We start from the raw sequence: 25831 nt of genomic DNA, 5'->3' as shown, positions 1-25831 counted from the left end.
CTGCGCAGCCACGTGACGCGGTACTGCCGATACGTCCTTCGCCTGACAGTTCGGGGCTGGGGGGTGATCGGGGAGATCAGCATGAACACACGGACCGTCGGGCGGCAGGCGCTGAACCAACTGGTCGTGCGGCGGACCAGTACGGCGCGGGAACGGTTCCCTTCCTGCTGGAAGGGCTGGACGCTGGTGAGCCCGCAGCCGTCGCCGCTCCGCCTGGAGCCGATCCACGAGGGGCTGGGCGAGCAAGCGGCGAAGTGCGCCTCATTGACATGACCCGGGGCGGACGCAACCTCGGCCGCATCATCCCCAGCGTGCTGCGCCAGTTCGCCGACCCGCAGCCGAGCGAATGCCGGGTCCGCATCATCGGCGAGCCGATCTGGCAGGGCCGTTGCGCCGTCGAGTACCCGGGCGTGCGTTCAGCACGAGGCGCTGATCAACGCCGCTTTCACCGGGCGCGCGGTGACCATCCTGTGCCCCTGCGACGCCGGGCAGATGGAGAAGCAAATCCTCAGCGACGCCCTGGCGACCCACCCGGTCGTCATCGACGCCGATGGCCAGTCCCGTGTGGGCACCCCCGTTGGTGAGGGCGGGGCCTGGAACGTGCTGGGCCTGGAGCTCCGGTCGGACGAGGCCGGCCAGTCCGCATCGGTGAACGCGGCAGGCACCTGACCGTAGGTGCCGATGTGCCGGCCACAGCCGGCGTTGCGGATCTCTTCCGTGCCGCCGGGCACCTCAGCCGCGGCGGACGTCGCGGTGCCCAGGACGCCACTCGGCGTGGCACACACAGCGGACGCTGCGACAGCCGCACGGTGCCACCGCCGGTGGCTCGGGGAGGCCGCAGCCATACCGGCGGTCACCACTCTGTCAGCTCGGAGCGGGCCCTTTGCCGGGGGCGTCGACGGTGCGGGCGTCAAGCTGGGGGATGAATCGGGTCGCCCGCGCCTTCTCGCGGCGGCACGCTTGGGTGATGGCACGCGCCTCGATGCCTGCCTGTCGAAGGACACCCGTGAGGGGATTGGTGTATCCGGCGAAGTAGAGACGCGGGGCTGCGGGGTGGTTCCGTGCCCCTACGGCGAGGGGTTGCCCGTCCTCGTCGAGTACGCCCAGGGACCCGACCAGGTCGTGAAGGTTGGGCCGGTACCCCGTGGCGGCGATGACGGTGTCGGGTCGCAGGCGTGTGCCGTCGGCCAGTACCACGTCGGGGCCGTCGAACGCCTGGACGGCCGGGACCGGCTCGATCTGCCCGGACCGGACGGCGTCCACGAAGCCGTGGTCGAGCACGGGGTTGGCCCCTTCGCGGGCATTGCGCGTGTACAGGCCGGTGCGGGGCCGGGGCAGTCCCCGCGAGGTGAGGTCGGGCACCGCGAGACGTTGCGTGAGCAGGGAGGTGCGGTCGCGCCACGCGAGTGGGAGGGCCTCCGTCAGCCGGCCGGCCGCATGCCATCGGGCGCTGGAGCGGGGCAGGATGTTGGGTGGGGTACGGACCGCGATCCGTACCCGTTCGGCTCCGGCTCCGGCCAGGACGCTCGCGATCTCGGTACCGCTGTTACCGGCGCCGACCACCAGGACGTGCTGCCCGCGGTAGGGGGCCGGGGAGCGGTAGTGGGCCGAGTGCAGCAGCGTGCCGGTGAAAGTCGAACGCCCGGGCCAGTCGGGGACGTTCGGGGTGTGGCAGCGGCCGGTGGCCACCACGACCGCGCCAGTGGCCACCGGGCCGTCCGGGGTATGGACCAGCCACTGTGCATTCGAATCTGGCTCGGCCCGCTCGACGCGCTGCACCGGGGTGGCCACCCGGACGTCGAGTCGGTGATGGACGACGTAACCCTCCAGGTAGCGCACGTAGTCGTCCCGGCTCACCCATCGGCCTGCCTGGCGCGGCACCGACAGGCCGGGGAGTTTCGACGTGCTGGGAGTGGTGTGCAGACGCAGGTGGTCATAGCGCTGCGCCCAGCTCGCTCCCACGCGGTCCGATCTTTCCAGGATCACGGCCGGCTCTCCGGAGCGGTTCAGCAACGCGGCGGCCGCCAGGCCGTAGGGGCCGGCTCCGATCACGATCGTGGGAGCATCGAAGTCTCGTTGTGGCGTCGGGGGCATCGCCTCCTACAACGGCAGACCGCGGCTGACGTCACGCCCAACCGGCGGGTGTGGAAGAGCGGACGGCCGCCGTTACACCGGCGGTACGGAGTCGTTGGACACCGGGCAACAGACCTTGCGGGGGAATCGGTCCGTCCCAGGGTCGGGCCGTCCGGGCAGGGGCTGAGCGGTCATGAGCCTGGCAGGCCGGGCGACATGAGCCTGCGCGGCCCCGGACTCTGGGCGGGCTCTTCCTACGGGTCGGCTCGCTCCCCCTGTCCGATCCTTCGAGGGGCTCAATTGCGGGCAGTGATGACGGGCCACCGGTCACACCGGCCACGGCTGCGGATCAGCGGAGTCTGCAAGGGGTACGGCGGCAGGCAGGTCCTACGCGACGTGGATCTTGATGTGTCTGCCGGGACGCTGGTCGGAGTCGTCGGCGAGAACGGCGCGGGCAAGAGCACGCTGCTGCAGATCGCCGTGGGACAACTGGCACCTGACCGCGGAACGGTGACACGGACCGGGGTGGTGGGCTACTGCCCGCAACGGGCGGTACTGAACGACGCTTTCACGGTCGAACAGCATCTGCGGTTGTTCCAGATGGCCTACCGGCTGCCAACACTGGAGCGCGCCGGCGAGCTGATGGAACTGCTGGCGCTGACCGGCTGCCGGCGACAGCAGGCCGGCGAACTCAGCGGCGGAACGCGACAGAAGCTGAACCTGCTGATCGCTCTCATGCACGATCCGCAGTTGCTGGTCCTGGACGAGCCCTACCAGGGCTTCGACTGGGACACCCATCAGCGATTCTGGACTCTGGCCGCCGACCTGCGTGATCAGGGCCGGTCGATCATCGTGGTCTCTCACCTGCTGCACGACCTGCACCACTTCGACGCGATCGCTCACCTGCGCCAGGGGCGTCTGCACTTCGAGGAGACCGACCGTTGAGGATGTCCTGGACGGCATTCACCGAACTGCTGCGCTGCACTCTGCTGGGCCACCTGCGCAACCGGCTGGCTCTGGTTCTGGCGATCGCGTTCATCCCCGTCTGGATCGCCGTGGCACGCCTGTGCACCTCCGGGCAAGTGGTGCGCATCCGGTTGGACGCCATCAGCACCCCCGTCTCCGCCCCGGCCGGCCAGGTCGGCCAGGTGGCCAGCGCGCTGGGTGCAATCACCATGGTCGCCGGCTTCATCGCCTTCACCGAGACCTTCCAATCGCGGGAGATGGACCGCCGTCTGCTGCTGGCGGGCTACCCCCGGCTGGCGATACTGCTGGCCAAACTTGCTGCCGTCGGCCTCACCGCCGTCCTGCTGGCCTTCTACACCACGATCCTGCTGTGGAGCTCCCTGCCGGTACGCCACACGGCACCCCTGGCGCTGGCCCTGGCGGGCGCCGGCCTCGTCTACGGCGGCATCGGTCTTCTGCTCGGCTCCCTGGTCCGCGGCGAGTTGGAGGGATTCTTCCTCATCATCATGCTCAGCCTGGTCGACACCGGCCTGCAGAACCCCGTCTTCAACACACTCATGGATGTGGCGGGCGTGTCCGCGCTTCCTCTGTACGGCGTGAACCAGCTGGCGCTGAGCTCAGCCCTGACCCCGCACATTCCCTGGTCCCACGGCCTGCTCTCCCTCACCTGGTCCGCAGCGACCGGCGCCCTGGCACTGCTCGTCCTCCACACCCAACGCCCTTCCCGCTCCCCGTGGTCCCGCAGAACGAGAGTCCGGACAGGACGATCACGGTGAGGACGGTCCTCCTCCCCGCCCTCGGTGCCGGCCCAGAGGCTGTCCCATCATCGGTGTGCGTAAGGCTGTTGATCTGCCCCACACGCGGGTCAGGCGGGCCCTACAGAGGGGGTGTGCGCAGCGCGATCATGGCGACGTCGTCATCGTTGTCGCTGGGGCGGACCTGGTCCAGCAGCAAGTCGCAGAAGGAGTCAAGGGGGCGGTGGGCGAGGGAGGCCGCGTGTCGGCGCAGCCGGTCAAGCCCGTGATCGATGGAGTGGTGCGGCGATTCCACCAGCCCGTCGGTGTAGAGCAGGAGCGTGGCCTGGGGTGGAAGGACGGTGACGGCGTCGGGGCGAGGTCTGGTGACTCCGGTTCCGAGGAGTATGCCGTGAGCCTCGTCGAGGTAGCGGGTCTGACCGTCGTGGGTGACGAGCAGGGGCGGCGGGTGGCCGGCGTTCGTCCAGCGTAGGCGCCACAGTGTGTCGTCGCCGAGGGTGAGCCTGGCGAGGATCATGGTGGCCATGGGTACCTCGGCTATGTGCATCACGGCATCGTCGAGCCGTGTGACGACGACGCTGGGTGCGGCCTCGGGCTGGGACCAGGCGAAGGCGCGCAGCATGTTGCGGACCTGCGCCATGCCGGCTGCGGCGTCGAGATCGTGCCCGACGACGTCGCCGATGGCCAGTGCGTGGACGTGTGCGGCCAGAGCGAAGGCGTCGTACCAGTCACCGCCCACGGATGAGGCGTCCGGAGCGGGTACGTAGCGCGCGGTCATCTTCAGGCCGGGCAGGACGGGCAGCTGGGGCAGCAGGTGCCGTTGCATGGTCTCGGCGACTTTGCGCTGGCGCTGGTACAGGCGCGCGTTGTCCAGCGCCAGGCCCGCTCGGCGGGTGAGGTCCTCCAGCAGCGGCAGGTCGGCAGGGGTGAAGGCGTCATGTCGCTGGGCGCGGCCCAGGGTCAGGGCGCCGAGTACGTCGCGCAGCCCGCGAATGGGTGCGATGACGGCGGAGTGCATACCTGTCGCGGTGAACAGGCGCTGCTGCTCGACCGCGATGCCGGAGTCGGGCGGACCCTGGTAGGTGGCGGGGCCGGCGAGGGAAGAGGCGGCGCCGCGCAGGGCCCGTGACAGGGGCATCGGCGACTCCGCCGGCACCGGAGGCATCGGGCCCTGCAGGTCGTTCCGCTCGACCAGAATGCCGTCCTTGTGCTCCATGACGAGAACACGTCGTACTTCGTCACGTTCGGTGAGCAGGTCGAACACTGCCCAGTCCGCGAGCCGGGGCACGGTCAGGGCCGCCAGCCGGTGCAGCGCCTCGTCCACGTCAAGGGTGGATGTGAGCTGCGTGGTCGTCTCGGCCAGCAGGGCCAGCCGGTCCAGTTCCGTCAGCGGCGCTGAGTGCCCACCGTCGCTGTGGCGAACGTCCGGCTGCTCGGCCTCGTACAGCATCGCCAGCGCACCCGTCCCGCCCGGGCCGGGTGCGTAGGGCGTGACCAGCCAGGACAACTGGACGAGAGTGCCGTCCCCGCGGGCGAACCACTCGGCCTCACCATGCCTGGTGTCCCCCGTGAGGAGCGCCTTCCTCATCCGGCAGCGCGTGCGCGGCACCGAGTGCCCGTATCTGTCCCTGTGCAGCAGGTCGTGGAAGTCCTGACCGACGAGTTCTGAGGCTTCCCTGCCCAGCAGGCTTTGGGCCGCGTTGTTGACCGCGACGATGAGGCCATCGTCATCGACCGCGAGGGCGGACGCCCGCAGGTTTTCCAGCGTTCCGTCGGGCAGGGCGCCAGAACGCGCCTGATGCCCGGGCAGGGGAACACTTCCCCGGCCGGGAGCGGCGACGTCGTCCATGTCCCTCCTTTGTTCAAGCCCGAATCGAGCCGAGTACCCCAACGGGACTCCGCCATGCACCGGAGCTCGTCTTCCCTGCTGCGACTGCTCGAGCACATCCTGGTGGCGCAGGAGGAAGCCGCCCTTGAAGTCCCGAGTGCCGGTCGCTGGGCCGCGCGGCGGGCGGTCCCGGCGTTGCCCGGCGACTTGGTGGCGACGCTCACGATGTCGGAGGGCTCGCGGTTCTCGGAGCTGGAGCGGTTGCACCAGCCGCCGACGCGGATGACGGGCACCGCCTCGCCCGCGCGCTGGAGCGCGCGGATGAGATCAGTGCGTATCGGCCCGGCCGGCTGAAGCTGTCTCAGTTCCCACCTGACCGCAACGGCGGTGCCGGCTCGGTACGGCGGAACGACGAGTCGGCCGCTGACCGACGGGGCGCGCCAGGGGCTGTCAGGCGGTCACCCTGCCGAAGAGGTGGTTGGCAGGAGCATCCGGGTCGTTGCCGTAGAAGAACTCGGTGAGGGCCTGGTGGAATTCGGCGCGGTCCAGCCCACCGGAGCCGTCCCTGTCCAGAGCGGCGAAGACCGTGGCGCAGTCCTCGCCGGGCACACCGGCGACCGAGTCGAACATCTGCTGGAACTCGGCCTGGTCGATCTTGCCGTCTGCGTTGAGGTCGACGAGGTCGAAGAAACAGTTGGTGACCGGCGCGATCTGCTGCGGATAGAGGGCGGGGTCGGTCAGGACGCTCCTGAAGCCTTCGGTCATCTCCCGCAGATCGACCTTCCCGTCACCGTCCCGGTCCATCGGGGCGATCACATTCGTCCAGAACCCGTCCATTCCCTCGATGAGCCGGCGGGCGGTCGAGGAGTCCGGCGCGGTGTCTCGGGCGGCGATGTAGCGCTCGCTCATCGCGCGGACGTCTTGCTGGGTGATGAACCCGTCGCCGTCGACGTCGGCGCCCCTGAACCACTGGCCGTACTTGAGGTCTTGAAGTGCAGTCACGACTGCGCACAGTATTCATCTGATTACGCAATTGCAAAACGGGGGCCTCTGACAGCCGGGGCGGCCCGCTGCGCGCTCGACGAGGGCGAACTCGAAGGACCTGCCCGAAGAGCAGGCAGCTTGCGTGTCAGTGTTCGAGGTGTGGTGGTGCGAAGGCGAGCACATCCGGAAGGGGGCCGTCGTATGGCTCGACGTCGACGAGCGCACTGTGGGCGCTCGGTCCCTGGGACAGTCGCGAGCACCCTCGGTCGGCCGTGAGGGTGTTCGGATTGCCGTGGCGGTCCAAGGTGCCGCTCTGGCCTGGCTGGGCCGGGTCCCACCATGCTCCGGTGGACAGTTGGATGACGCCCGGCATGACGTCGTCCGACAGGACTGCGCCCGCCAGGCAGCTGCCGCGGTCGTTGTGGACGCGTACGATCATGCCGTTCTCGATGCCACGGGACGCGGCGTCCAGCGGATTGATCGTCACGGGCTCACGACCACGGATCTTCGACTTGAGGCTGTGGCCGCCGTTGTCGTACTGGCTGTGCAGGCGTGAGGCGGGCTGATTCGAGATCAAGTGCAGCGGGAATCGGTCCGATAGGCCGGCACGGAGCCACTCCACCGGTTCGAACCACGCCGGATGCCCGGTGCAGTCGTCGTAGCCGAACGAGTTGATCTCCTCGGAGAAGATCTCGATGCGGCCCGACGGGGTCGTCAGGGGGAAACGCTGCGGATCTGCGCGGAGCGCCTCGAAGCTACCGGGGAACGGGCCGCTCAGCGCCGGCAGCTCAGCCGTGGAGTTTCGCCAGAAGTCGTCGAAGCTCGGCAAGGCCCCGTCGTCGCCGAGGTCGGCCCTCGTCTGCTCGTAGAGGTGCCGGACCCATTCGATCTCGGAGCGTGACTGCGTGAACTCGCCCTCGTATCCGAGCCGGGAGGCCAGGGTGGTGAAGATGTGGTGGTCGGTGCGTGACTCGCCCGCCGGCTCACGGACTTTCGGCATCGCGACGAGGTGGGGGTCGGAGAATCCGGCGGCGAAGTCGTCGCGCTCCAGGCTGGTGGCGACGGGCAGGACGATGTCGGCGAACTTGGCCGTGGTGTTCCACCAGGCTTCGTGAACCACCACCGTGTCAGGGGTCTGCCAGGCGCGGGTCAAGCGGTGGAGATCTTGGTGGTGGTGGAACGGGTTCCCTCCGCACCAGTAGATCAGGCGGAGGTCGGGCAAGGTCAGGCGCCGGCCGTCATAGTCGATGGTCTTGCCCGGATGCAGCAGGGTGTCGGCGATCCGTGCGACAGGGATGAAATCCGCGACAGGGTTGGGAACCCGGGGAATCGACGCCACGGAGGGCCGGCCGGGGGCGACGCCGGTCGCGTCCATCGTCGCGTAGCCCGCGCCCCAGCCGCAGCCGTGCCGGCCCATCGAGCCCGCCATGGCAGCCAGCACGACCGACATCCAGATCGGCTGTTCGCCGTGGTCCGCCCGCTGTATCGCGTAGTTGACCATGATGAGCGAACGGTGCGTGGACAGGCGGCGAGCCAGTTCGGTGATCGTGTCCCGGCTCATGCCCGTGATCCTCGCTGCCCAGGCAGCATCCTTGGCAACGCCGTCGAATTCGCCGGTCAAGTAGGAGGCGAAGCGGTCGAACCCGACGCAGCAATGGCGAAGGAAGTCCTCGTCGTGCCAGCCGTTGACCAGCATGGTGTGTGCAATGCCGAGCATCGCGGCGGTGTCGGTGTTGGGGATGACGGGTAGCCACTCGGCGTCGAGGAAGCCGGCGGTGTCGCTGCGGATAGGGCTGATGTTCACGAACCGCACCCCGGCCGCACGGCACTTTCGCTGAAGGTCCTGCGTCTGGTGTCTGGCCAGTCCGCCGGGGTTGATCTGGCTGTTCTTGAGGGCCAGCCCTCCGAATGCCACCACAAGCTCACAGTTGTCGGCGATCTCGTCCCACATCGGCATCCGGGACTGGTAGCTCCACGGAGCTCCGCCGATCACATGGGGGAGGATGACCTCCAAAGCTGCGGTGCTGTACGTGTTGCGAGAGTCGGTGTATCCCCCGCCCAACGCCAGGAACCGGTGGAGTTGCCCCTGCGCGTTGTGGAACGCGCCCGCACTCGCCCAGCCGTAGGAGCCGCCGAACACGGCGCTGTCTCCGTGCTGTGAACGCACTCGGCGCAGTTCCTCGCTCACCAGGGTGATCGCGTCGTCCCAGCTCACCTCCATGAAGGCGTCCGTGCCCCTGGCCGTGTCGTGGGCGCGCGGCAGGCCGTTCAGCCAGCCCTTGCGCACCGCGGGGCGCAACACGCGGGCGCTGTCGTCGGCGGCTGTCACCATTCCGGGTCCGATAGGCGACGGCGCGGGGTCATCGCCCCTCGGCTCGATTCGCACCAGCCGACCGGAATCAACCACCGCGACATAGCTGCCCCAGTGCGTCGCAACCGACATGCGTCGTTCCACGATGCAATCAACTCCGTCTCTGAAGTTCCCCGGCTCTCGGCGCAGCGGCCACTCATGTCACAGGGGCTCCACGTCAGTTGACGGGCCGCAGGACACAGGCTCCCCCTGCGGCCCGCTGCCCAACCCTGTAGGTGCACGAGCCTTCCCAACGGCCGCACAGGTGTCCCTTCTCGTTCGATCTTGCCTCCGCGTAACGCGCTGACCTGCAGAGAGACAAGGCGCGGTGAGACGCCGGCGCCCCGTCGTCCCACCTGACGTTGTCGGCCGGCTGCGGTTCCGCGCGCGATGGCCGTCGTTCGGCAGCGCACCGCTGTACACCGTGAGCTGCGGATCGCTGGTCAGGGCCATGCGCCCGCAGGCGGTGCCGCTTGAGCGGCGAGTGGCACGTTACGGGGAACCGGGCTGCCGGTGCCGAGGGCCGTGCCGTCGCGGTCCCGACCCGTGCCGGTCGATGGGGATACCTGAGTCGTCACCGTCCGGACTCTGTCGGTCCGTTCCATCGGTGAGGCTGCGCCACCGGGGGCAGCGGACCGGTTCCTGCCAGTGGCGGACGACGCAGGCTGAGCCAGGTGACCGCTCTGCCGTGACGCTCGTTCCGACGGAGCGTCAGGTGGGTGACACCGGTCTGGCGATGCGTGGGATCGAGGGGTGCGTGTCAGAGCGTCAGCAACGGTACGACGGTGAGGCAGGTCGCCACCGGGCGCCGACCGGCGCCGGCCCGACGCGGCTTTGCGGCCTGCACCCACTTCGGCGCGATCGCTCAACTGCGCCAGGGCGTGTGCTCTTCGAGGAGACCGACCGTTGAGACTGTCCTGGAGGGCATTCACAAAACTGCTGCGCTGCGCCCCGGCCTCGCCCGGGTCGGCAGGTGGCCGGCGCGCTGGGCGCCGTTGACCTGGTCGCCGGCTCCATCGGTGCCGAGCACGTCGAACGCGGTCAGCAGGCTCGGTATCACGTCTTCGTCGGGCAAGCCGGGGGTGACCACCAGTGTGCCGCCGGCCGGCGGGACGCGCAGCCGCTCCGAGCGGTCACCCGTCTCACCGTGGAGCTCTCGCCCGCTGTCCCGGGTCGGAGCAGCCGACCTTCTGCCGTCGGGACGGCCTCCGCCCGCCACAGGGCATGATCCACTGGCTGTCTCCAAGGCGGCGGCCTGTCGCGGTCAGCCGGCCGGAGAGGAGGCCGGAAGATCCTGGTCGGCGGCCCAGGAGGCGAGGATGCGCAGCCGCTCGTGGGTGGGGGAGCCCGGGGCGGCGGTCCAGACGGTCAGGTGCTGGTCGGGATCGGTGTTGGCGGTGAGCGTGTCCCAGTCCAGGACGAGTTCCCCGACGACCGGATGGTCGAGGGTCTTCGTGCCCACGGTGCGGGCGGCGACGTGGTGATCCCCCCACCAGCGGGCGAACTGCTTGTCGCGCAGGGATAGTTCGCCGACCAGTTCGATGAGGCGGGGGTCCTCCGGATACTTCGCGGCTTCCATCCGAAGCTGGGCCACGGAGATCTGCGCGGAGGTCTCCCAGTCGGCGTACAGGGTGCGCATCGCCGGATCCGTGAAGATGATCCGCGGGTAGTTGCGTTGCCTTTCCGGGACGCGGGAGAAGTCGGTGACCAGCGCGGCGGCCAGCGCGTTCCAGGCCAGGATGTCCCCGCCCCGGCCCTGCACGATGGCCGGGGTGGCGGTGAGGTCGTCCAGGACTCGCTGCAGCTGCGGCTGGACCTTCTGGCGACTACGGCGCCGTGTGCGGGTGGTGGTCTTGCCCGCGAGCTGGAAGAGGTAACCACGCTCGTCGTCATCCAGATGAAGTACGCGGGCGAGGACGTCCAACACGGGCGCCGATGCCTGCATGCGGCCCTGTTCGAGGCGGGTGTAGTAGTCGGTGCTGATGCTGGCCAGCTGGGCGACCTCCTCGCGGCGCAGCCCGGCCACCCGGCGGGGCCTGTCGGTCTCGGGCAGTCCGACCGTTCGAGGGCTCAGCTCCGAACGGCGCTTCTTGAGGAATTCTCCCAGCTCATTGAGGGGGATGTTGGCGGTCATGCTTCCCAGCATGACACCGATTCCACCCGGGAAAGGGGGGAGAAATTCCTCCCAGGATGTTCCCCTCCCGGGATGAATTTCTCCGCTTTTCGTGCCTGCTCCCGCGTGTGAGGCTCGATATCGAGCAGCCGATCCCGACTCCGGCTGCGGGCTCACCGATCCTCGCCCAGAAGGAAGCACCCCATGCGCGGAGCAGTCATCTACGCCCCCGGAGACGTGCGCTTCGAGAACCTCGATGACCCGAAAATCATCAATCCGACCGACGCGATCATTCGCACGGTCGCCACCTGTGTGTGCGGCTCGGACCTGTGGCCCTACCGCGGTGCGGAACCCATCGGCGATCCGCACCCGATGGGGCACGAGTACGTCGGCGTCGTCGAGGAGGTGGGCAGCGAGGTCGCCAACGTCAGGCCGGGCCAGTTCGTGGTCGGCTCGTTCGCCACCTCGGACAACAGCTGCGCCAACTGCCTCAACGGCTGGCAGTCCTCCTGCCTGCATCGCGAGTTCATGAGCACCTGTCAGGCCGACTACGTGCGCATCCCCAACGCCCACGGCACCCTGGTCGCCACCGACGAGCACCCCGACGCCGAGCTGGTGCCGAGCCTGCTCGCCGTCTCGGACGTGATGGGCACCGGCTGGTACGCCGCCGTGGCCGCCGAGGTGAAGCCCGGCTCGACCGCAGTGGTCGTCGGTGACGGGGCGGTCGGCCTGTGCGGTGTCATCGCCGCGAAGGAACTCGGCGCGGAGCGGATCATCACCATGAGCCGTCACGAGTCCCGGCAGAAGCTCGCCAGGGAGTTCGGCGCCACCGACATCATCGCCGAGCGCGGCGATGCAGGCGTCGCCCGCGTCAAGGACCTCACCGGCGGAATCGGCGCCGACTCCGTACTGGAGTGCGTCGGCACCTCCGAGGCCATGCGGCAGGCCCTGCACTCCGCCCGGCCCGGCGGCAACGTCGGCTTCGTCGGCGTCCCGCACGAGGTGGCCATCGACGGCGAGGAGCTGTTCTTCTCCCACGTCGGTCTGCGCGGCGGTCCCGCCCCCGTGCGTCGCCACCTGCCCGACCTGATCGATCGCGTGCTGACCGGCCGCATCAACCCGGGCAAGGTCTTCGACCTCACCCTGCCCCTGGACCAGGTCGCCGAGGGTTACCGGGCGATGGACGAGCGCCGCGCCGTCAAGGCCCTGCTCAAGCCATGAGCGCAGACGCGTCCATACCCGGGGCGCACCGGGGCGGTGCGGCCCCGGGCCGGCGACCACCCCCGCTCACACAAGGAACTGACCATGACGACCTTCGCCCTCATCGGCGCCGGCCCCGGTCTCGGGCTGGCCACTGCCCGCCGCTTCGGAGTCGCCGGCCATACCGTCGCCCTCATCGCCCGCGACGCGGAGAAGCTGGACGGCCTGGCAGCCGACCTCGCCCGTGACGGCGTCCAGGCGCGCGGCTACACGGCCGACGTCCTCGACATCGAGTCCCTGACCGCGGCCCTGTACGCCGCCGCGGCCGACCTGGGGCCCGTCGAGATCCTCCAGTACAGTCCCGTGCCCCGCGCCGACTTCATGATGCCGGTCCTCGATACCAGCGCCGACGCCCTCGACGCGCCGCTCGCCTTCTCCGTCAAGGGCCCGGTCACCGCGGTGAACGCAGTCCTGCCCGGCATGCGCGAACTCGGCCGCGGCACCCTGCTGTTCGTCAACGGCTCCAGCGCCGTACGCCCCAACCCGAACGTCGCCGGTACCTCCATCGCCTTCGCCGCCGAGAGCGCCTACGCCCGCATGCTCCACGACGCGCTCGCCCCGGAGAACATCCATGCCGCCCAGCTGATCATCCCCGGAGCCATCCGGCCCGACGCCGAGCACAGCAGCCCCGACGTGCTGGCCCAGCGCCTGTACGACATCCACACCGAGCGGGACGGCTACCGCCAGTACTCCGAGCCTCTGCCCGACTAGCCACAGGACGCCCCCCCCGTGAACCCCGCCCCCTTTCGCGCTCTCGCCCGCGTGGTCCCGGCCACCGCCCTGCTGCTGGTCATGACCGCCTGCACCGACGATTCCCCGCCTGCCTCCGCCTCCTCGTCCTCCTCCGAGCCCGCGTCGCCGCAGACATCGACAGCCCCGGCAGCCACCACACCGACCGGCAGGACAACCGCGATGAACATCCGGCTCACTCTCGACGGCCACCCCGTCGCCGCCACCCTGAACGACGGCCCCACCGCCCGCGACTTCGCCGCCCAGCTCCCCCTGACCCTCTCCCTGCGCGACCTCAACCAGGCCGAGAAGATCGCCGATCTGCCTCGGAAGCTGTCCACCTCCGGCGCCACGGAAGGCGCCGACCCCGAGGTCGGTGACCTGGCGTACTACGCCCCCTGGAACCAGCTCGCCACCTACTACCGCGATGCCCCGTACGCGACCGGCCTGGTCATCCTCGGGCACATGGCCGACGGCGGCGCCGAGCGGCTCGCCACCGCCGACGAGATCACCATTGAAGCCGCGCCCTGACCCGCCCCACCGTTCGCCCCTACGAAGGGGGAGGAGATTCTCCCCTGCTCGTCCGGTTCGCTGCATGGGACCGTCGAAGACGTGACCGTGCCGTCCACTGTCCGCCGCGACGGCCTCGGCCGCCACCCTGATCCCTCGATTTCCACGCAAGGAGAGACCTCGCGTATGCCTTCCGCATCCGGGACCACCCCCGGCAAGCTCCCGTTCGTCGTCTGGGTGCTCGCCGCCGGCACGTTCCTGATGGGGACCACCGAGTTCGTCGTCGCCGGCCTGCTGCCGGAGCTGGCTGGTGACCTCGGAGTCAGCGTCTCCCACGCCGGTCTGCTGATCACCGCGTTCGCCATCGGCATGATCATCGGCGCGCCGGTGATGGCTACGGCGACCCTGCGCCTGCCCCAGCGCCAGACGCTGATCCTGGCCCTGTCCGTGTTCTGCCTCGGGCACCTCGTCGCCGCTCTCAGCACGTCCTTCCCGGTCGTCCTCATCGCCCGCGTCGTCACGGCCCTGGCCACCGGAGCGTTCTGGTCCGTCGGCTTCGTCGTCGCCACCACCGCCGCCGGGCCGCGCAACGCCACCCGCGCCACGGGCGTCATGATCGGCGGGCTGACCCTGGCCAACGTCATCGGCGTGCCGGTCGGCTCCTTCGCCGGTCAGTTCACCGGCTGGCGCGGCCCCTTCTGGGCCCTGGCCGTCCTCTCCGGGCTTGCCGCCGTCTTCATCGACCGCTTCATACCGGCCCATGAGCAGCGCGTCGAGGTGTCCCTCCGGGCCGAGGTCCGTGCGCTGCGGCAGGGCCGGCTGTGGCTGGCGCTCGGCGCCGCGATGCTGATCATGGGCGGTGTCCTGGCGACATACACCTACGTCACGCCGCTGCTGACCGACCGCGCGGGGATCCCCGCAGGCGCCGTACCGCTCGTCCTGATCGCCTTCGGTGTCGGCGCCCTGGGCGGCACGACCACGGGAGGCCGTCTGGGCGACCGGCGTCCGATGGGCACCACCATCACCGCCGCCGCGGCCACCGCCCTGGTCCTGCTCCTGATGATCCCGCTGTCCGGCAATCCGGTGACGGCCACCCTCCTGGTCTTCCTCATGGGCCTGACCGGGTTCACCGTCAACCCGGTCGTCACCGCGCTCGCCATGCGCTTCGCGGGCGACGCCCCCACCCTCACCTCGTCGCTGACCACCTCCGCCTTCAACACCGGCATCGCCGCCGGATCGGCGATCGCCGGTACGGCCCTGGACTCCTCCCTCGGCCTGACCGGCCCGCCCCTGGTCGGCACCGCCATCGCCGCCCTCACGCTGGTGCCCCTGATCGCCCTCGCCGTCCACGGCCCATCCGGCAAGGGCCGGACCGTGGCCAGGAGCGGCACTTCCGCGCAGGTGCGGCGCGACGAGGCCGCGCAGGTGTCGTCGCAGCACTGACTCAGCCTGGATCCGCGTACGGCCGACGACGTACCAGCAAGCGAGAGGACTCCGCACGCCCCGGTCGTCGACGGCGGCCAAACCGTCTGACGGCGTCGCGGCAAGGCGTCATGCCGCCGCAGCTCATCCAGGCACCCCTGACATCAGTCGTGCCGCCACATCTCCTCACCTGAAGGGGCACCACCCCGTGAATCCCACCTACGACTTCACCGGCCAAGTCGCTCTTGTCACCGGGGCCGGCGCCGGTATGGGCCTGGCCACCGCCCGCGCGTTCGCCGCGTCCGGAGCCGCCGTCGCCCTCACCGACATCGATGAAGCGGCCCTGAACGCTGCCGCGAAGGAACTCACCGACGCCGGCCACCAAGCCCTCGCCCTCACCTGCGACGTCAGCGACGAGGACCAGGTAGCCGCCGCCGTCGACCGCACGGTCGAGACCTTCGGCCGCCTCGACATGGCCTACAACAACGCCGGCATCCAGATCCCGCCCAGCGACGCCGCCGACGAGCCTGCCGAACGGTTCGACCGCGTCAACGCCATCAACCTGCGCGGCGTGTGGGCCTGCATGAAGCACGAGCTGCGGCACATGCGTGCACAGGGCAGCGGCGCGATCGTCAACTGCTCCTCCCTGGGCGGCCTGGTCGGCCTTCCCGGCCGTGCCTCCTACCACGCCTCCAAGCACGGCGTCATCGGCCTGACGAGCAGCGCGGCACTCGAATACGCCCCCCGAGGCGTCCGCATCAACGCCGTCTGCCCCGGCACCATCGACACCCCCATGGTCAGCGACATGATCGCCAAGGGAGAACTCGACCGCGCCGAGGCCGAGGCCGACCAGCCCCTCAACCGGCTCGGCACCGCCGAGGAGATCGCCCAGGCGGTCCTGTGGCTGTGCAGCCCCGGAGCGGGTTTCGTAGTCGGCGTCGCCCTCCCCGTGGACGGTGGCTACGTCGCCCGCTGAAGACAGCCCACGCAGGAAGGAGAGCTGAGAGACACCATGGAATTCATCAAGCAGCAGCCCAGCAGCAAGGCCCCGGCGGACTGGTTCACCGGCGACGTCTGGTGGGACGTCATCGTGGCCGGCCAGGAGCCGTCGAGGATGCGCGCCAACCTGGTCCGCTTCTCGCCGGGCGCCCGCACCAACTGGCACGCCCACGCCCTGGGCCAGACCTTGCACGTCGTTTCCGGTATCGCCCTGATCGGCACCCGGGACGGCACCGTCTTCGAGGCTCACCCCGGCGAGACGGTCGCGTGCCCGCCGAACGAGGAACACTGGCACGGCGCCGTCCCCGACCGCTTCATGGAGCACATCGCCCTGTGGGAGGGCACAGGCGATGACACTCCCGAGACCAGGTGGGCCGAGCCGGTCTCCGAACAGCAATACAACGGCCGCCGCACCCGCGAGCAGTAGCCCCGGCCCATCCCACGCGCATCCGGGGCTCGCTCAGGACGTCATGGCGTCCCGGGGACTGCCGCCTGCCGTGCAGCGCGCGCACGTGCCCCCGATGACGTCGGTCAGTCACTCCTGATGGTGCTGAAGGGGGGGAGGAAAGTCTCCCTGCCACGAGCGTTGCCGGTGGTGCAAGACTCCCCAGGTGACCGGTAGCCGCTGCCAGAGCGCGCGGTTGCCGGCTTCCCCGCGGTGACGACGCCCCACTCCCGCGTCCCGCTGATGTGTACGGCCGACCCGTCCGCGATACGAAGGCGTACGTATGTCCACTGAACTCCCCGAACCTGCCGCTCCACCCCCCACCGCAGCCGGCGAGTCCTCCCCGGCGCCCACCCGGCGCACCTTCATCGCCACCGGTACCGCGGTCGTCGCGGGGAGCGTCGTAGGAGGGACCTCCCTCATTGGCGCGGAAGAGGCGACGGCCGCCGAGCGGCCGCCGTCCAGCCGTGTCTCTTTGACGGTCAACGGCACCCGCCGGACGGTGACGGTCGACAACCGCACCTCGCTGCTGGACCTGCTGCGCGAGCATCTCGGTCTGACGGGCTCGAAGAAGGGCTGCAACGCCGGGGCCTGCGGTGCGTGCACGGTGCTGGTCGACGGCCACCGGGTCAACGCCTGCCTGACGCTCGCCGTACGTCTGGAAGGCGCCGAGGTCATCACGATCGAGGGCCTGGCCAAGGGCGGCGAACTCCACCCTTTGCAGCAGGCGTTCATCGACGAGGACGCCTTCCAGTGCGGTTACTGCACCCCGGGTCAGATCGTCTCCGGGGTGGGTTGCATCAAGGAGGGGCACACCGGTTCGCCGGAGGAGATCCGGGAGTGGATGAGCGGCAACATCTGCCGCTGCGGCTGCTACGTCAAGATCGTGCGCGCGGTCGAGCAGACCGCCGGCCGGAAGTGAGGGCCTGGTGTATCCCTTTGCCTTCACCAAGGCGTCCGACACCCGTGAGGCCCTCAACGCCGGTCGCCGCGGCGGCCGTTACATCGCCGGTGGGACCACCCTGGTCGACCTGATGCGCGAGACCGTCGAGCGTCCCGACAGCCTGGTCGACATCAGCGGCCTGCCCTTGCGCGAGGTCACGGTGACCGAGCGCGGGGGCCTGCGGATCGGCACCCTGGTGACCATGTCCGAGGCCGCCGCCCACGCCAAGGTGCGTGCCCTGTATCCCGTCGTCTCCGAGGCGCTGGAACTGAGCGCCTCGGCCCAGTTGCGGAACATGGCGACCATCGGCGGCAACATCATGCAGCGCACCCGCTGCACCTACTTCCGGGACGTGACCGCCGACTGCAACAAACGTGAGCCCGGCTCCGGTTGCGCCGCCCTGCACGGCCACAACCGCACGCACGCCATCCTCGGAACCTCCGACGCCTGCGTGGCCACGCACCCGTCCGATGCCGCCGTGGCCTTCGCCGCCCTGGAGGCCCGGGTGCACCTGCTGGGCCCGGACGGGGCACGTCAGGTTTCCCTCGCCGACTTCCTGTTGCGGCCGGGCAGCACTCCGCAACGCGAACAGGCCCTGAGTGAAGGTGAGTTGATCACCGCGGTGGAGATTCCCGCTCTTCCGCGCCCGCTCAGGTCCGGCTATCTGAAGGTGCGTGACCGGCAGTCCTACGAGTTCGCCCTGACGTCGGCCGCCGTCGCGCTGCACGTACGCGGCGGGGTGATCCGCGAGGCCAGGGTCGCCGCCGGAGGAGTGGGCACGGTGCCCTGGAAGCTGCCCGCTGTCGAACAGCACCTCGTCGGTGAACGCCCCTCGGGGGCCCTCTGGGCGGCCGCTGCCGCGAAGGCGGCGGACGGCGCCCGTCCCCTGCAGCACAACCGCTTCAAGGCCGAGCTGCTCGAGCGCACTGTCGAACGCCAGCTGCGCGTCGTAGGAGGTACCGAGTGAGCCCCCAGCCGCAGGCAGCCGTGGGTGCGCCGCTGTCCCGGGTGGACGGCCGGCTCAAGGTCACCGGACAGGCGCTGTACGCGGCCGAGCACGACGTCGAGGGGTCCGTTCACGCCGTCATCGTCGACGCGGCCATCGGCCGCGGCCGCATCACGTCGATCGACAGCGGCGCCGCCGAGGCCCTTCCGGGCGTACTGAAGGTGATGCACCACCGCAACGCGCCAAAGCTGCCGTACCGCGACAACTCCGGTTCGAACAACCCGCCCGGCCGGCGACTGCGCGTTTTCCAGGACGACCGTGTCCGCTTCCACGGCCAGCCGGTCGCCGTCGTGGTGGCCACCACCCTGGAGGCCGCACAGCACGCCGCGAGTCTGGTCAAGGTCGGCTACGACGCCGAACGGCCCTCGACCGACCTGACCGAGGCCGAGCCCGACGAGCCGACCCGTTACGCGCGTGGCGATGCCGAGGCCGCCCTGCGCTCAGTGACCGTACGACTGGACCTGACGTACCGCACGGCGCGCAACCACCACAACCCGATGGAGCCACACGCCACCATCGCCCGCTGGAACGGCGACGAATTGACCGTGTGGGACAAGACCCAGTGGGTGGTGGGCACGCAGGCCGAACTCGCCGCGGTGTTCGGCCTGGAGACGAACGCGGTGCGCGTGATCTCGCCGTTCGTCGGCGGCGGTTTCGGCACGGTGCTGCGCTGCTGGCCGCACGTGGTCGTCGCCGCGCTGGCCGCCCGCGAGACGAAGCGCCCGGTCAAGCTGGTGCTCAGCCGCAAGCAGATGTACCTGGGCACCGGTTACCGGCCCTCGTACGAGTACCGCCTGCGGCTGGGCAGTGACCGGCGCGGCCGTCTGAGCGCCGCGGTGCACGAGCTGGACGCCGAGACATCGTCGTACGAGACGTTCACCGAGTCCATCCTGGCGGCCGGGCAGATGCTCTACAGCATGCCCAACGTGGCACAGCGGTACCGGACGGTGCCGCTGGATCTGCCCACGCCGCTGTACATGCGGGGGCCCGGCTTCCAGACGGCGTCCTTCGTCATCGAGTCGGCCATGGACGAACTCGCCCACCGACTCGGCGTCGACCCGATCGAGCTGCGCCGACGCAACGAGCCGAACGAGGACGAGTCGTCCGGGCTGCCGTTCTCCACCCGTTGGCTGCGCGAGTGCTACGCCGTCGGCGCCCGCGAGTTCGGCTGGCACCGCCGCGACCCGAAGCCCCGCTCGACGCGTGAGGGGGACTGGCTCATCGGCAGGGGCATGGCCGCCGGCGTCTACGACACCGCCCGCATGCCCGCCCAGGCCCGGGCCCGTCTGGACGCCGACGGCACCGCGCTGGTCGAGGCCGCCGCCACCGACATGGGCCCGGGTACCTACACCTCCCAGACTCAGGTCGCCGCCGACGCACTCGGGTTGACCGTGCGCACGGTGACCTTCCGGCTGGGGGACTCCCTTTACCCGCCGACCCCGCCGCACGGCGGCTCGATGACCATGGCCAGCGTCGGCTCCGCCACCCTCGACGCCTGCAACAAGGTCCGCCGTCGGGCGATCGAACTGGCCGTCCGGGACCGCGAGTCGCCGCTGTACGGGGTGGCGGCAGACGAGGTCGTGGTGCGGGGCGGCCGACTGCACGTGAAGAACGATCCCACGCGCGGGGAGACCTACCGGCGGCTGCTCGCCCGCAACGACCGTACCCACCTGGAAGCGGACGGCTCCTTCGCCCCGCCGTCCGGCCCGGAGCGGCACTCCTTCTACGGCTACAACGCCACCTTCGCCGAAGTGGCCGTGGACGCGACGCTGGGCCTGGTGCGGGTACGGCGCGTACTCGGCGTGTACGACGCGGGCCGCATCATCAGCCCCGAACTCGCCGACAGCCAGGCGCTCGGCGGCATGGTCGGCGGCATCGGCACGGCCCTGCTGGAGCACACGATCACCGACCACCGCGACGGACGCATCGTCAACGCCAACCTCGCCGACTACCTCGTCCCCGTCAACGCCGACATCCCCGACCTCAAGGCGATCTACCTGGACGGAGAGGACCGCGAGGCCGACCCACTCGGCGTCAAGGGACTCGGAGAGCTCGTGATGATCGGCGTCGCGCCCGCCATCGCCAACGCGGTCTTCAACGCCACCGGCCGCCGCATCCGCGAACTGCCCATCACCGCAGAGGCGCTGCTCTGATCCATGTCCTCGGGCCGGCGGAGCAGCGCGCACCGCTCGTCCGGCTGCCTGCCCCATCCCGCTGACGGAGGCTGCCGGACTCATCAGGGCCGCCGCCGCGTGACGTTTCCCCGGCGTCGTGGCGGCGGCCCACTCACTCGCTTCGGCCCTCAGCCAGGCCGGCCGCTTCCTGGGCTACCACGTCACCGTCTGCGACGCCCGCGTCTTCGCCACTCCCGCCCGCTTCCCGCACGCGGACGAAGTGGTGGTCGACTGGCCCCACCGCTGCCTGGAACGCACCGAGGTGGACGAGCGTACCGCCGTATGCGTCCTCACCCACGACGCCAAGTACGGAGCGGCGCGGCACGCGGAGTTGTCGGCCAGAACGGCCGCTCCGTTCCCGAGCGCTTCGAAATCGCCAAATCCGGACCGGAAGTCGTCTGGACCACTTCCGAGTCTTGAACACACCTGTCCGGGTCTGCTTGGGTGGCGGATCAATGGCCGCCACACCGGCGGCGTATCGGGGGGAATGGTTTCTGTGCTGGGCCGGCAGCGGGGCATGAACACGCCGTACGACGGGCGACCTCACCGGCCCCTTCCGTCCGCCTGGGCCCCGTACCGCCACTGAGCGGGCGGGCAGGCGGTTCCGGTCTCACGCCATTCACACCCTTCATGCAGACCAGAGGAAGGTGCATGAGGTACTTCCGTCTGCTCGTCCTGGGCAACGGCATCTCGGCGTACGGCAGCTATCTGAACATGGTGGCGCTGAACGTCTTCGTCTACGACGCCACCGGCAGCGCGCTGGCCGCCGGCCTCTTCATGGCCGTACGCCTGGCGACCAGCGTCGTCTCGGGCTGGGTCAGCGGCCGGCTCGTCTCGGCCTACGACCGCAAGCGCCTGATGGTCGGCGCCGACCTGTGCCAGGCCCTGGCCCTGCTGTCGCTGCTGCTCGCCCCCGACGGGATACGTCCCGGACTGCTGTACGTCCTGGCCGTGGTCACGGGCGGCTGCTCGACGCTCTCCCAGGTCGCCCTGCGCAGCAGCATCCCAGAGATCGTCGGGGCGGAGCACCGGGTCCGGGCCAACGGGCTGCTCGTGACCGGACGTTCGCTCGCCATGATCGCCGGCTTCGCCTCGTCGGGCGTGGTCGTGGCGCAACTCGGCTACTCCGCGGCGTTCGCGCTGGACGCGGCGACCTTCCTGGTCTCCGCGACCATGCTCTTCCTGCTGCCCGTCCGCACCAGGTCGGCCGCCGCCCCCGCGGGAGCCGGCTCCGCGAAGGACTCCGGCGCCGCGCGCTGGACGGCCCGGATGCTGCTCGGCACCGCACCGGTACTCATGGCGATGGTCGCCATCCGGGCGGTCGACGGGCTGGGCTCCTCGTCCCACAACGTGGCCCTCCCCATCTACTCCAGCAGCATGGACCCCGACCATCCGGCCACGTTCATCAGCCAGTTCTGGGCCACCTGGGCCATCGGCAACATCGTCGCCCAGCAGGTGATCGGCCGGGTCACCAAGAAGTCCGGACGGACACCGGGGGAGCGGGCGTTCGCGCTCGGCGCCTGTGTGATGTCGGCCGGGTTCATCGTGGTCTTCAGCGGGCTGCCGACCGCGCCCGCCGTCATCGCCGCGCTCGTCGCCGGAGCCGCCGACGGATTCACCGAGATCGTCTACGTGTCGAGGCTGCAGACCGCCCCCGACGAGCAGCGCGGCCGCCTCTTCGGACTCACCGCCTCGGTGGAGAACTTCGGGTTCGGGCTCGGCATGCTCGTGAGCGGCGCGTTTCTGGAGGCCTTCTCGCCGCTCCAGGTGGTGGGCGCCTTCCACGGCCTTGCGATCGTCCTGTGCCTGATCCTGCTCGGCTGGCTGCTGCGCCGGGGGAGGGCAGCACCCGACCCGCCCGCGGAGGAACCGGCCGACCGGGACCAGCCGACGGTGACGGAGGGACGCGGCTGATGAGCACCAGCGAACCCGACCCCCGGATGGCCGTCATCGGCATGGCCTTCCGGCTGCCCGGCGCCGACACGCCCGAGGACTTCTGGCGGATCATCCGGGACGGCACGGACTGCATCACCCGCTTCACCGACGAGGAGCTCGCCGCCGCCGGTGTGCCTGCCGAGGAGTACGAGGCGGAGGACTTCGTCGGCGCCTCCGGTCTCCTCGACGGCATCGCCGGCTTCGACGCCCAGCACTTCGCGATGAGCCCCCGCGAGGCCCAACTCACCGACCCGCAGCACCGCATGTTCCTGGAATGCGCCCAGCACGCCCTGGAGGACGCCGGCTACCCGGACGAACGGGACGGCACCCGGGTCGGCGTCTACGCCAGCACCGGTTACCACCTGTACACCATGCAGAACTACCTGTTCAACAACGTCCTGCCCAGCGTGCCGGTTCCCGACTGGACGTCGGGCATGCAGATCACGGTCGGCAACTACGCCGACTTCACGGCCACCCGGGTCGCCTACCGGCTGGGCCTCACCGGCCCCGCCGTCAATGTCCAGACGGGCTGCTCCAGTTCCCTGGTCGGCCTCCAGTCGGCCGCGCAGTCGCTGCTCATGGGGGACTGCGACATCGCCCTCGTCGGCGCCACCGCCATCCACGTGCCGCAGGTCCTGGGCTACCGCTACGTCAAGGGCTCGATCCTGTCCCGATCCGGTCGCCTACGGGCCTTCGACGCCGGCGCCGACGGCACCGTGGGAGGCACGGGCGTCCTGGCCGTGGTCCTGAAGCGGCTGGCGCGGGCGGTCGCCGACGGCGACACCATCCACGGCGTCGTCCGCGGCTGGGGCATCAGCAACGACGGCGCGGACAAGAAGGCGTTCACCGCCCCGAGCGCCCGGGGCCAGCGCGCGGCCGTCCGCCAGGCCCTGCGACGCGCAGGCGTGGGCGCCGACACCATCGGCTACCTCGAGACCCACGGCACCGGCACCCTCAAGGGCGATCCGATCGAGTTCGACGGCGCGGCCTGCGCCTACCGCGAGGACACCGACCGCGAGGGCTACTGCGCCCTGGGCTCGACCAAGGCCAACATCGGCCACCTCGACGCCGCCTCCGGACTGGCCGGCCTCGTCAAGGCCCTGCTGGTCCTGCGCCACGGTGTCATCCCGCCGATGGCGAACTTCAGCGAACCCAACCCCCTCATCGACTTCGACCACAGCCCTTTCTACATCCCCCGGACCGCACGGCCCTGGCCGAAGAGCGACGTTCCCCGCCGCGCCGGCCTCACCTCACTCGGCGTAGGCGGCACCAACGTCCATCTGATCCTGGAACAGGCCCCCGAGCCGGCGCCCAGGACGCACGACACCGCGGCCGCGGATGTGCTGCTGGTCTCGGGGAGCAGCCGGGAGGCCCTCGCGGCCAACGCCCGCGCCTTCCGCGACCGGTTACGCCTGCCGCCCGCACCGCACCTGGCGGACCTCGTCACCACCGCCGCCCTGGGCCGCGCCCACAACCGTCACCGCCTCGCGGTCCGCGGCGCCACCCCGGCGGCCCTGGCCGAGGCCCTCGACGCCTGGCTCGCCGGAACCGCCCCCGCGGCGGTCACCACGGGGACGGCAGCCGGGGACGGAACCCCGCGCGTGGCCTTCCAGTTCACCGGGCAGGGCAGCCAGTACCCCGGAATGGCCGACGCGCTCTACGCGCGTTTCCCCGCCGCACGCCAGGTGCTCGACACCTGCGAACGGCACTACCGCGACCTCACCGGCGACTCCCTGCTCGACGCACCGCGCACGGCGGACCCGGCGGCCGCACCGGGGGAGGGGCCGCTCGGGGACACGGACACCGCGCAGCCCGCGCTCTTCGCCCTGCAGTGCGCCCTGGTCCGGCTGTGGCGTGACGCCGGCGTCGAACCGTACGCCGTGACCGGGCACAGCGTCGGGGAGTACGCCGCGCTGTACGCGGCCGGAGCCCTGTCCCTGGAGGACGGTCTCCGCCTCACCACCGAACGAGGCCGGCTGATGCGGGCGCGCTGCGCACCGGGCGCGATGGTCGCGGCGCCGATCGACCGGACCGCCGCCCTCGCCCTGGCCGACGCGGTTCCCGGACTGGAGCCGGCCGTGACCAACGGCGACCGGAACCAGGTGCTCGCCGGGCCCGTCGCCGCCATCGACCGAGTGTGCGCGCTGCTGGACGAACGCGGCACACCGGGGCACCGGCTGCCGGTGACCCGCGCCTTTCACACCGCCCTGATGGAACCGATGCTGGCCGAGTTCGAGAAGGTCCTCGGTGACGTGGACCTCCGGCCGGTGCGCATCCCCTTCGTAAGCGCCCTGGACGGTGCGACCCGGCCGCCCGGCTGGATCCCCGACCCCGACTACTTCGTACGGCACACCCGCGAACCCGTCCGCTACGACGAGGCGTTGCGTGGCATCGGCACCCACTCGCCCGGCGCGCTGCTCGAGATCGGGCCGCACACCACCCTCAGCGGACTGGCCCGCCGGGCCCTGCCCGGCGTACCGGCGCTGCCGTCCCTGCGGCGCGGCACCGGACTCGGCGCCCTCTGGGGTGCGGCGGCGGGACTGCACTGCGCCGGAGCGGACGTCGGTTGGGACGTGCTCCTGGCGGGCGGCGGCGGCAGACGCATCCCGCTGCCCGGATACCGGTTCCAGCACAAGGACCACTGGACGGGGCACCGGTCGACGCCCCTGAGTACGAGAACAGCAGCGAGAAAGGGAACCGAAGTGGTGCAGCAAGAGGCAGCGGTCGCACGGGTACTCCAGAGCGTCGTAGAGGCGACCGCCCGGCACCTCGGCGGGGATCCGTCGGCGATCGTCGGCGACGCCAACTTCTTCGACCTCGGCGCCGACTCGCTGCAGATGATCAGTGTGCTGCGGGAGCTGGAGCAAGCGCATCACGTCAAGGTGACGATGAGACAGCTGCTCGAGGAGACGGGCACGCCGCGCCGGCTGGCGGAGTTCATCGTCGCCCACATGCCGGACGACGCCGGTACAGCGCCGACCGGATCCCCGGTGCAGAGGGCCGAGCCGACGCGGCCCGTCGCACCGGCACCCATTCCGGAGCCTGTCGCACCGGCACCCGCTCCGGAGCCTGTCACGCCGGCACCGGCCCCAGAGCCCGTTCCACCGGCGCCGACTCCGGAACCCGCCCCCGCCGGCACCCCCTCCGCTCCCGAGTACGCGACCCGCGAGGAACTGGAGGACCTCGCCGACAAGATCCAGCAGATGTCCCGGATACAGCTGCAGATGATGTCCCAGCTCTCCCAGCTCCTCGCCCTCCAGACCGCCTCGGTGACGGACCGGCTCAACGGCAAGGTGGCCAAGTGACCGGGCTGAACGGCGTATCCGCGGCGCTGGACCA

21 protein-coding genes and 3 pseudogenes are annotated in these 25831 nt (G+C 70.5%); 18 read left to right on the top strand and 6 right to left on the bottom strand.

Features of this window, described 5'->3' with window-relative positions:
- The first annotated feature begins 81 nt into the window (after nucleotides 1–81).
- The 3 genes and pseudogenes from BJ965_RS40410 (at nucleotide 82) to BJ965_RS40400 (ending at nucleotide 669) form a co-directional block, all read left to right on the top strand.
- A complete protein-coding gene (locus BJ965_RS40410; RefSeq protein WP_376777911.1) occupies nucleotides 82–273 on the top strand; it encodes a hypothetical protein in 192 nt (63 codons plus the stop codon).
- Between the two features lie 156 nt (nucleotides 274–429).
- Nucleotides 430–474 (top strand): annotated as a pseudogene (locus BJ965_RS40405) (hypothetical protein); the annotation flags it as partial.
- Nucleotides 475–492: 18 nt separating this feature from the next.
- Nucleotides 493–669, top strand: a complete 177-nt coding sequence (locus BJ965_RS40400) for a hypothetical protein (RefSeq protein WP_376777910.1) — start codon at nucleotides 493–495, stop codon at nucleotides 667–669.
- Between the two features lie 195 nt (nucleotides 670–864).
- On the opposite strand, the gene BJ965_RS09405 is transcribed toward BJ965_RS40400, so the two are convergent.
- Nucleotides 865–2094 (bottom strand): flavin-containing monooxygenase, encoded by a 1230-nt coding sequence (locus BJ965_RS09405; protein ID WP_221513076.1) that lies wholly within the window; start codon nucleotides 2092–2094, stop codon nucleotides 865–867.
- Nucleotides 2095–2385: 291 nt separating this feature from the next.
- On the opposite strand from BJ965_RS09405, the gene BJ965_RS09400 reads away from it, so the two are divergent.
- Together BJ965_RS09400 and BJ965_RS09395 are read left to right on the top strand one after the other, a co-directional pair.
- On the top strand, nucleotides 2386–3018 hold the full coding sequence (locus BJ965_RS09400; RefSeq protein ID WP_184916992.1) for an ABC transporter ATP-binding protein: 633 nt from the start codon (nucleotides 2386–2388) through the stop codon (nucleotides 3016–3018).
- Between the two features lie 2 nt (nucleotides 3019–3020).
- Complete coding sequence (locus BJ965_RS09395) at nucleotides 3021–3815, top strand: hypothetical protein (protein WP_246545873.1); 795 nt, start codon at nucleotides 3021–3023, stop codon at nucleotides 3813–3815.
- 100 nt (nucleotides 3816–3915) lie between these two features.
- Here BJ965_RS09395 and BJ965_RS09390 read toward each other — a convergent pair whose 3' ends face one another.
- Nucleotides 3916–5643: a SpoIIE family protein phosphatase gene (locus tag BJ965_RS09390; RefSeq protein ID WP_184908251.1), complete on the bottom strand. Its 1728-nt coding sequence runs from the start codon at nucleotides 5641–5643 to the stop codon at nucleotides 3916–3918.
- 150 nt (nucleotides 5644–5793) lie between these two features.
- Between BJ965_RS09390 and BJ965_RS09385 the strand changes: the two are divergent.
- Nucleotides 5794–6002: pseudogene (locus BJ965_RS09385) on the top strand (hypothetical protein); the annotation flags it as partial.
- 70 nt (nucleotides 6003–6072) lie between these two features.
- Here the strand turns inward: BJ965_RS09385 and BJ965_RS40110 are convergent.
- The 4 genes from BJ965_RS40110 to BJ965_RS09365 form a co-directional block, all read right to left on the bottom strand.
- Entirely contained in the window at nucleotides 6073–6624 is a 552-nt protein-coding gene (locus tag BJ965_RS40110) for an EF-hand domain-containing protein (RefSeq protein WP_184908249.1), read from the bottom strand.
- Nucleotides 6625–6751: 127 nt separating this feature from the next.
- Complete coding sequence (locus BJ965_RS09375; protein ID WP_184908248.1) at nucleotides 6752–9061, bottom strand: molybdopterin-dependent oxidoreductase; 2310 nt, start codon at nucleotides 9059–9061, stop codon at nucleotides 6752–6754.
- Nucleotides 9062–9884: 823 nt separating this feature from the next.
- Nucleotides 9885–10031, bottom strand: a complete 147-nt coding sequence (locus tag BJ965_RS40395; protein ID WP_376777909.1) for a hypothetical protein — start codon at nucleotides 10029–10031, stop codon at nucleotides 9885–9887.
- Between the two features lie 189 nt (nucleotides 10032–10220).
- Nucleotides 10221–11102: a helix-turn-helix domain-containing protein gene (locus tag BJ965_RS09365; protein WP_184908247.1), complete on the bottom strand. Its 882-nt coding sequence runs from the start codon at nucleotides 11100–11102 to the stop codon at nucleotides 10221–10223.
- A gap of 171 nt (nucleotides 11103–11273) precedes the next feature.
- Here BJ965_RS09365 and BJ965_RS09360 point away from each other — a divergent pair, with 171 nt between their 5' ends.
- The 12 genes and pseudogenes from BJ965_RS09360 to BJ965_RS09305 all read left to right on the top strand — a co-directional run bounded on the left by BJ965_RS09360 (nucleotide 11274) and on the right by BJ965_RS09305 (nucleotide 25797).
- Nucleotides 11274–12290, top strand: coding sequence for a zinc-dependent alcohol dehydrogenase family protein (locus BJ965_RS09360; protein WP_184908246.1), 1017 nt, complete (start codon nucleotides 11274–11276; stop codon nucleotides 12288–12290).
- Between the two features lie 84 nt (nucleotides 12291–12374).
- Nucleotides 12375–13040, top strand: coding sequence for an SDR family NAD(P)-dependent oxidoreductase (locus tag BJ965_RS09355; RefSeq protein WP_184908245.1), 666 nt, complete (start codon nucleotides 12375–12377; stop codon nucleotides 13038–13040).
- Between the two features lie 18 nt (nucleotides 13041–13058).
- Nucleotides 13059–13589 (top strand): cyclophilin-like fold protein, encoded by a 531-nt coding sequence (locus BJ965_RS09350; RefSeq protein ID WP_313666770.1) that lies wholly within the window; start codon nucleotides 13059–13061, stop codon nucleotides 13587–13589.
- A gap of 165 nt (nucleotides 13590–13754) precedes the next feature.
- Entirely contained in the window at nucleotides 13755–15011 is a 1257-nt protein-coding gene (locus BJ965_RS09345; protein WP_184908244.1) for an MFS transporter, read from the top strand.
- Between the two features lie 187 nt (nucleotides 15012–15198).
- Nucleotides 15199–15966, top strand: coding sequence for a glucose 1-dehydrogenase (locus tag BJ965_RS09340; RefSeq protein ID WP_184908243.1), 768 nt, complete (start codon nucleotides 15199–15201; stop codon nucleotides 15964–15966).
- A gap of 36 nt (nucleotides 15967–16002) precedes the next feature.
- Entirely contained in the window at nucleotides 16003–16416 is a 414-nt protein-coding gene (locus tag BJ965_RS09335) for a (R)-mandelonitrile lyase (RefSeq protein WP_184908242.1), read from the top strand.
- 301 nt (nucleotides 16417–16717) lie between these two features.
- A complete protein-coding gene (locus BJ965_RS09330; protein ID WP_184908241.1) occupies nucleotides 16718–17356 on the top strand; it encodes a (2Fe-2S)-binding protein in 639 nt (212 codons plus the stop codon).
- A 7-nt stretch (nucleotides 17357–17363) separates the two neighbouring features.
- Nucleotides 17364–18344 carry an FAD binding domain-containing protein gene (locus BJ965_RS09325; RefSeq protein ID WP_184908240.1) on the top strand — a complete coding sequence of 327 codons (981 nt, stop codon included), beginning with the start codon at nucleotides 17364–17366 and terminating at the stop codon, nucleotides 18342–18344.
- Nucleotides 18341–20536, top strand: coding sequence for a xanthine dehydrogenase family protein molybdopterin-binding subunit (locus tag BJ965_RS09320; protein ID WP_184908239.1), 2196 nt, complete (start codon nucleotides 18341–18343; stop codon nucleotides 20534–20536). Before BJ965_RS09325 ends, BJ965_RS09320 begins: the two co-directional genes overlap by 4 nt.
- Nucleotides 20537–20672: 136 nt before the next feature.
- Nucleotides 20673–20867: pseudogene (locus tag BJ965_RS40390) on the top strand (XdhC family protein); the annotation flags it as partial.
- A 341-nt stretch (nucleotides 20868–21208) separates the two neighbouring features.
- Nucleotides 21209–22471 (top strand): MFS transporter, encoded by a 1263-nt coding sequence (locus BJ965_RS09310; RefSeq protein ID WP_184908238.1) that lies wholly within the window; start codon nucleotides 21209–21211, stop codon nucleotides 22469–22471.
- Nucleotides 22471–25797, top strand: coding sequence for a type I polyketide synthase (locus BJ965_RS09305; RefSeq protein WP_184908237.1), 3327 nt, complete (start codon nucleotides 22471–22473; stop codon nucleotides 25795–25797). Before BJ965_RS09310 ends, BJ965_RS09305 begins: the two co-directional genes overlap by 1 nt.
- Nucleotides 25798–25831: the final 34 nt, after the last annotated feature.

It is taken from the genome of Streptomyces luteogriseus (assembly GCF_014205055.1).
GTDB classification, from domain to species: domain Bacteria; phylum Actinomycetota; class Actinomycetes; order Streptomycetales; family Streptomycetaceae; genus Streptomyces; species Streptomyces luteogriseus.
This window is presented reverse-complemented; position numbering and strand designations above follow the sequence as displayed.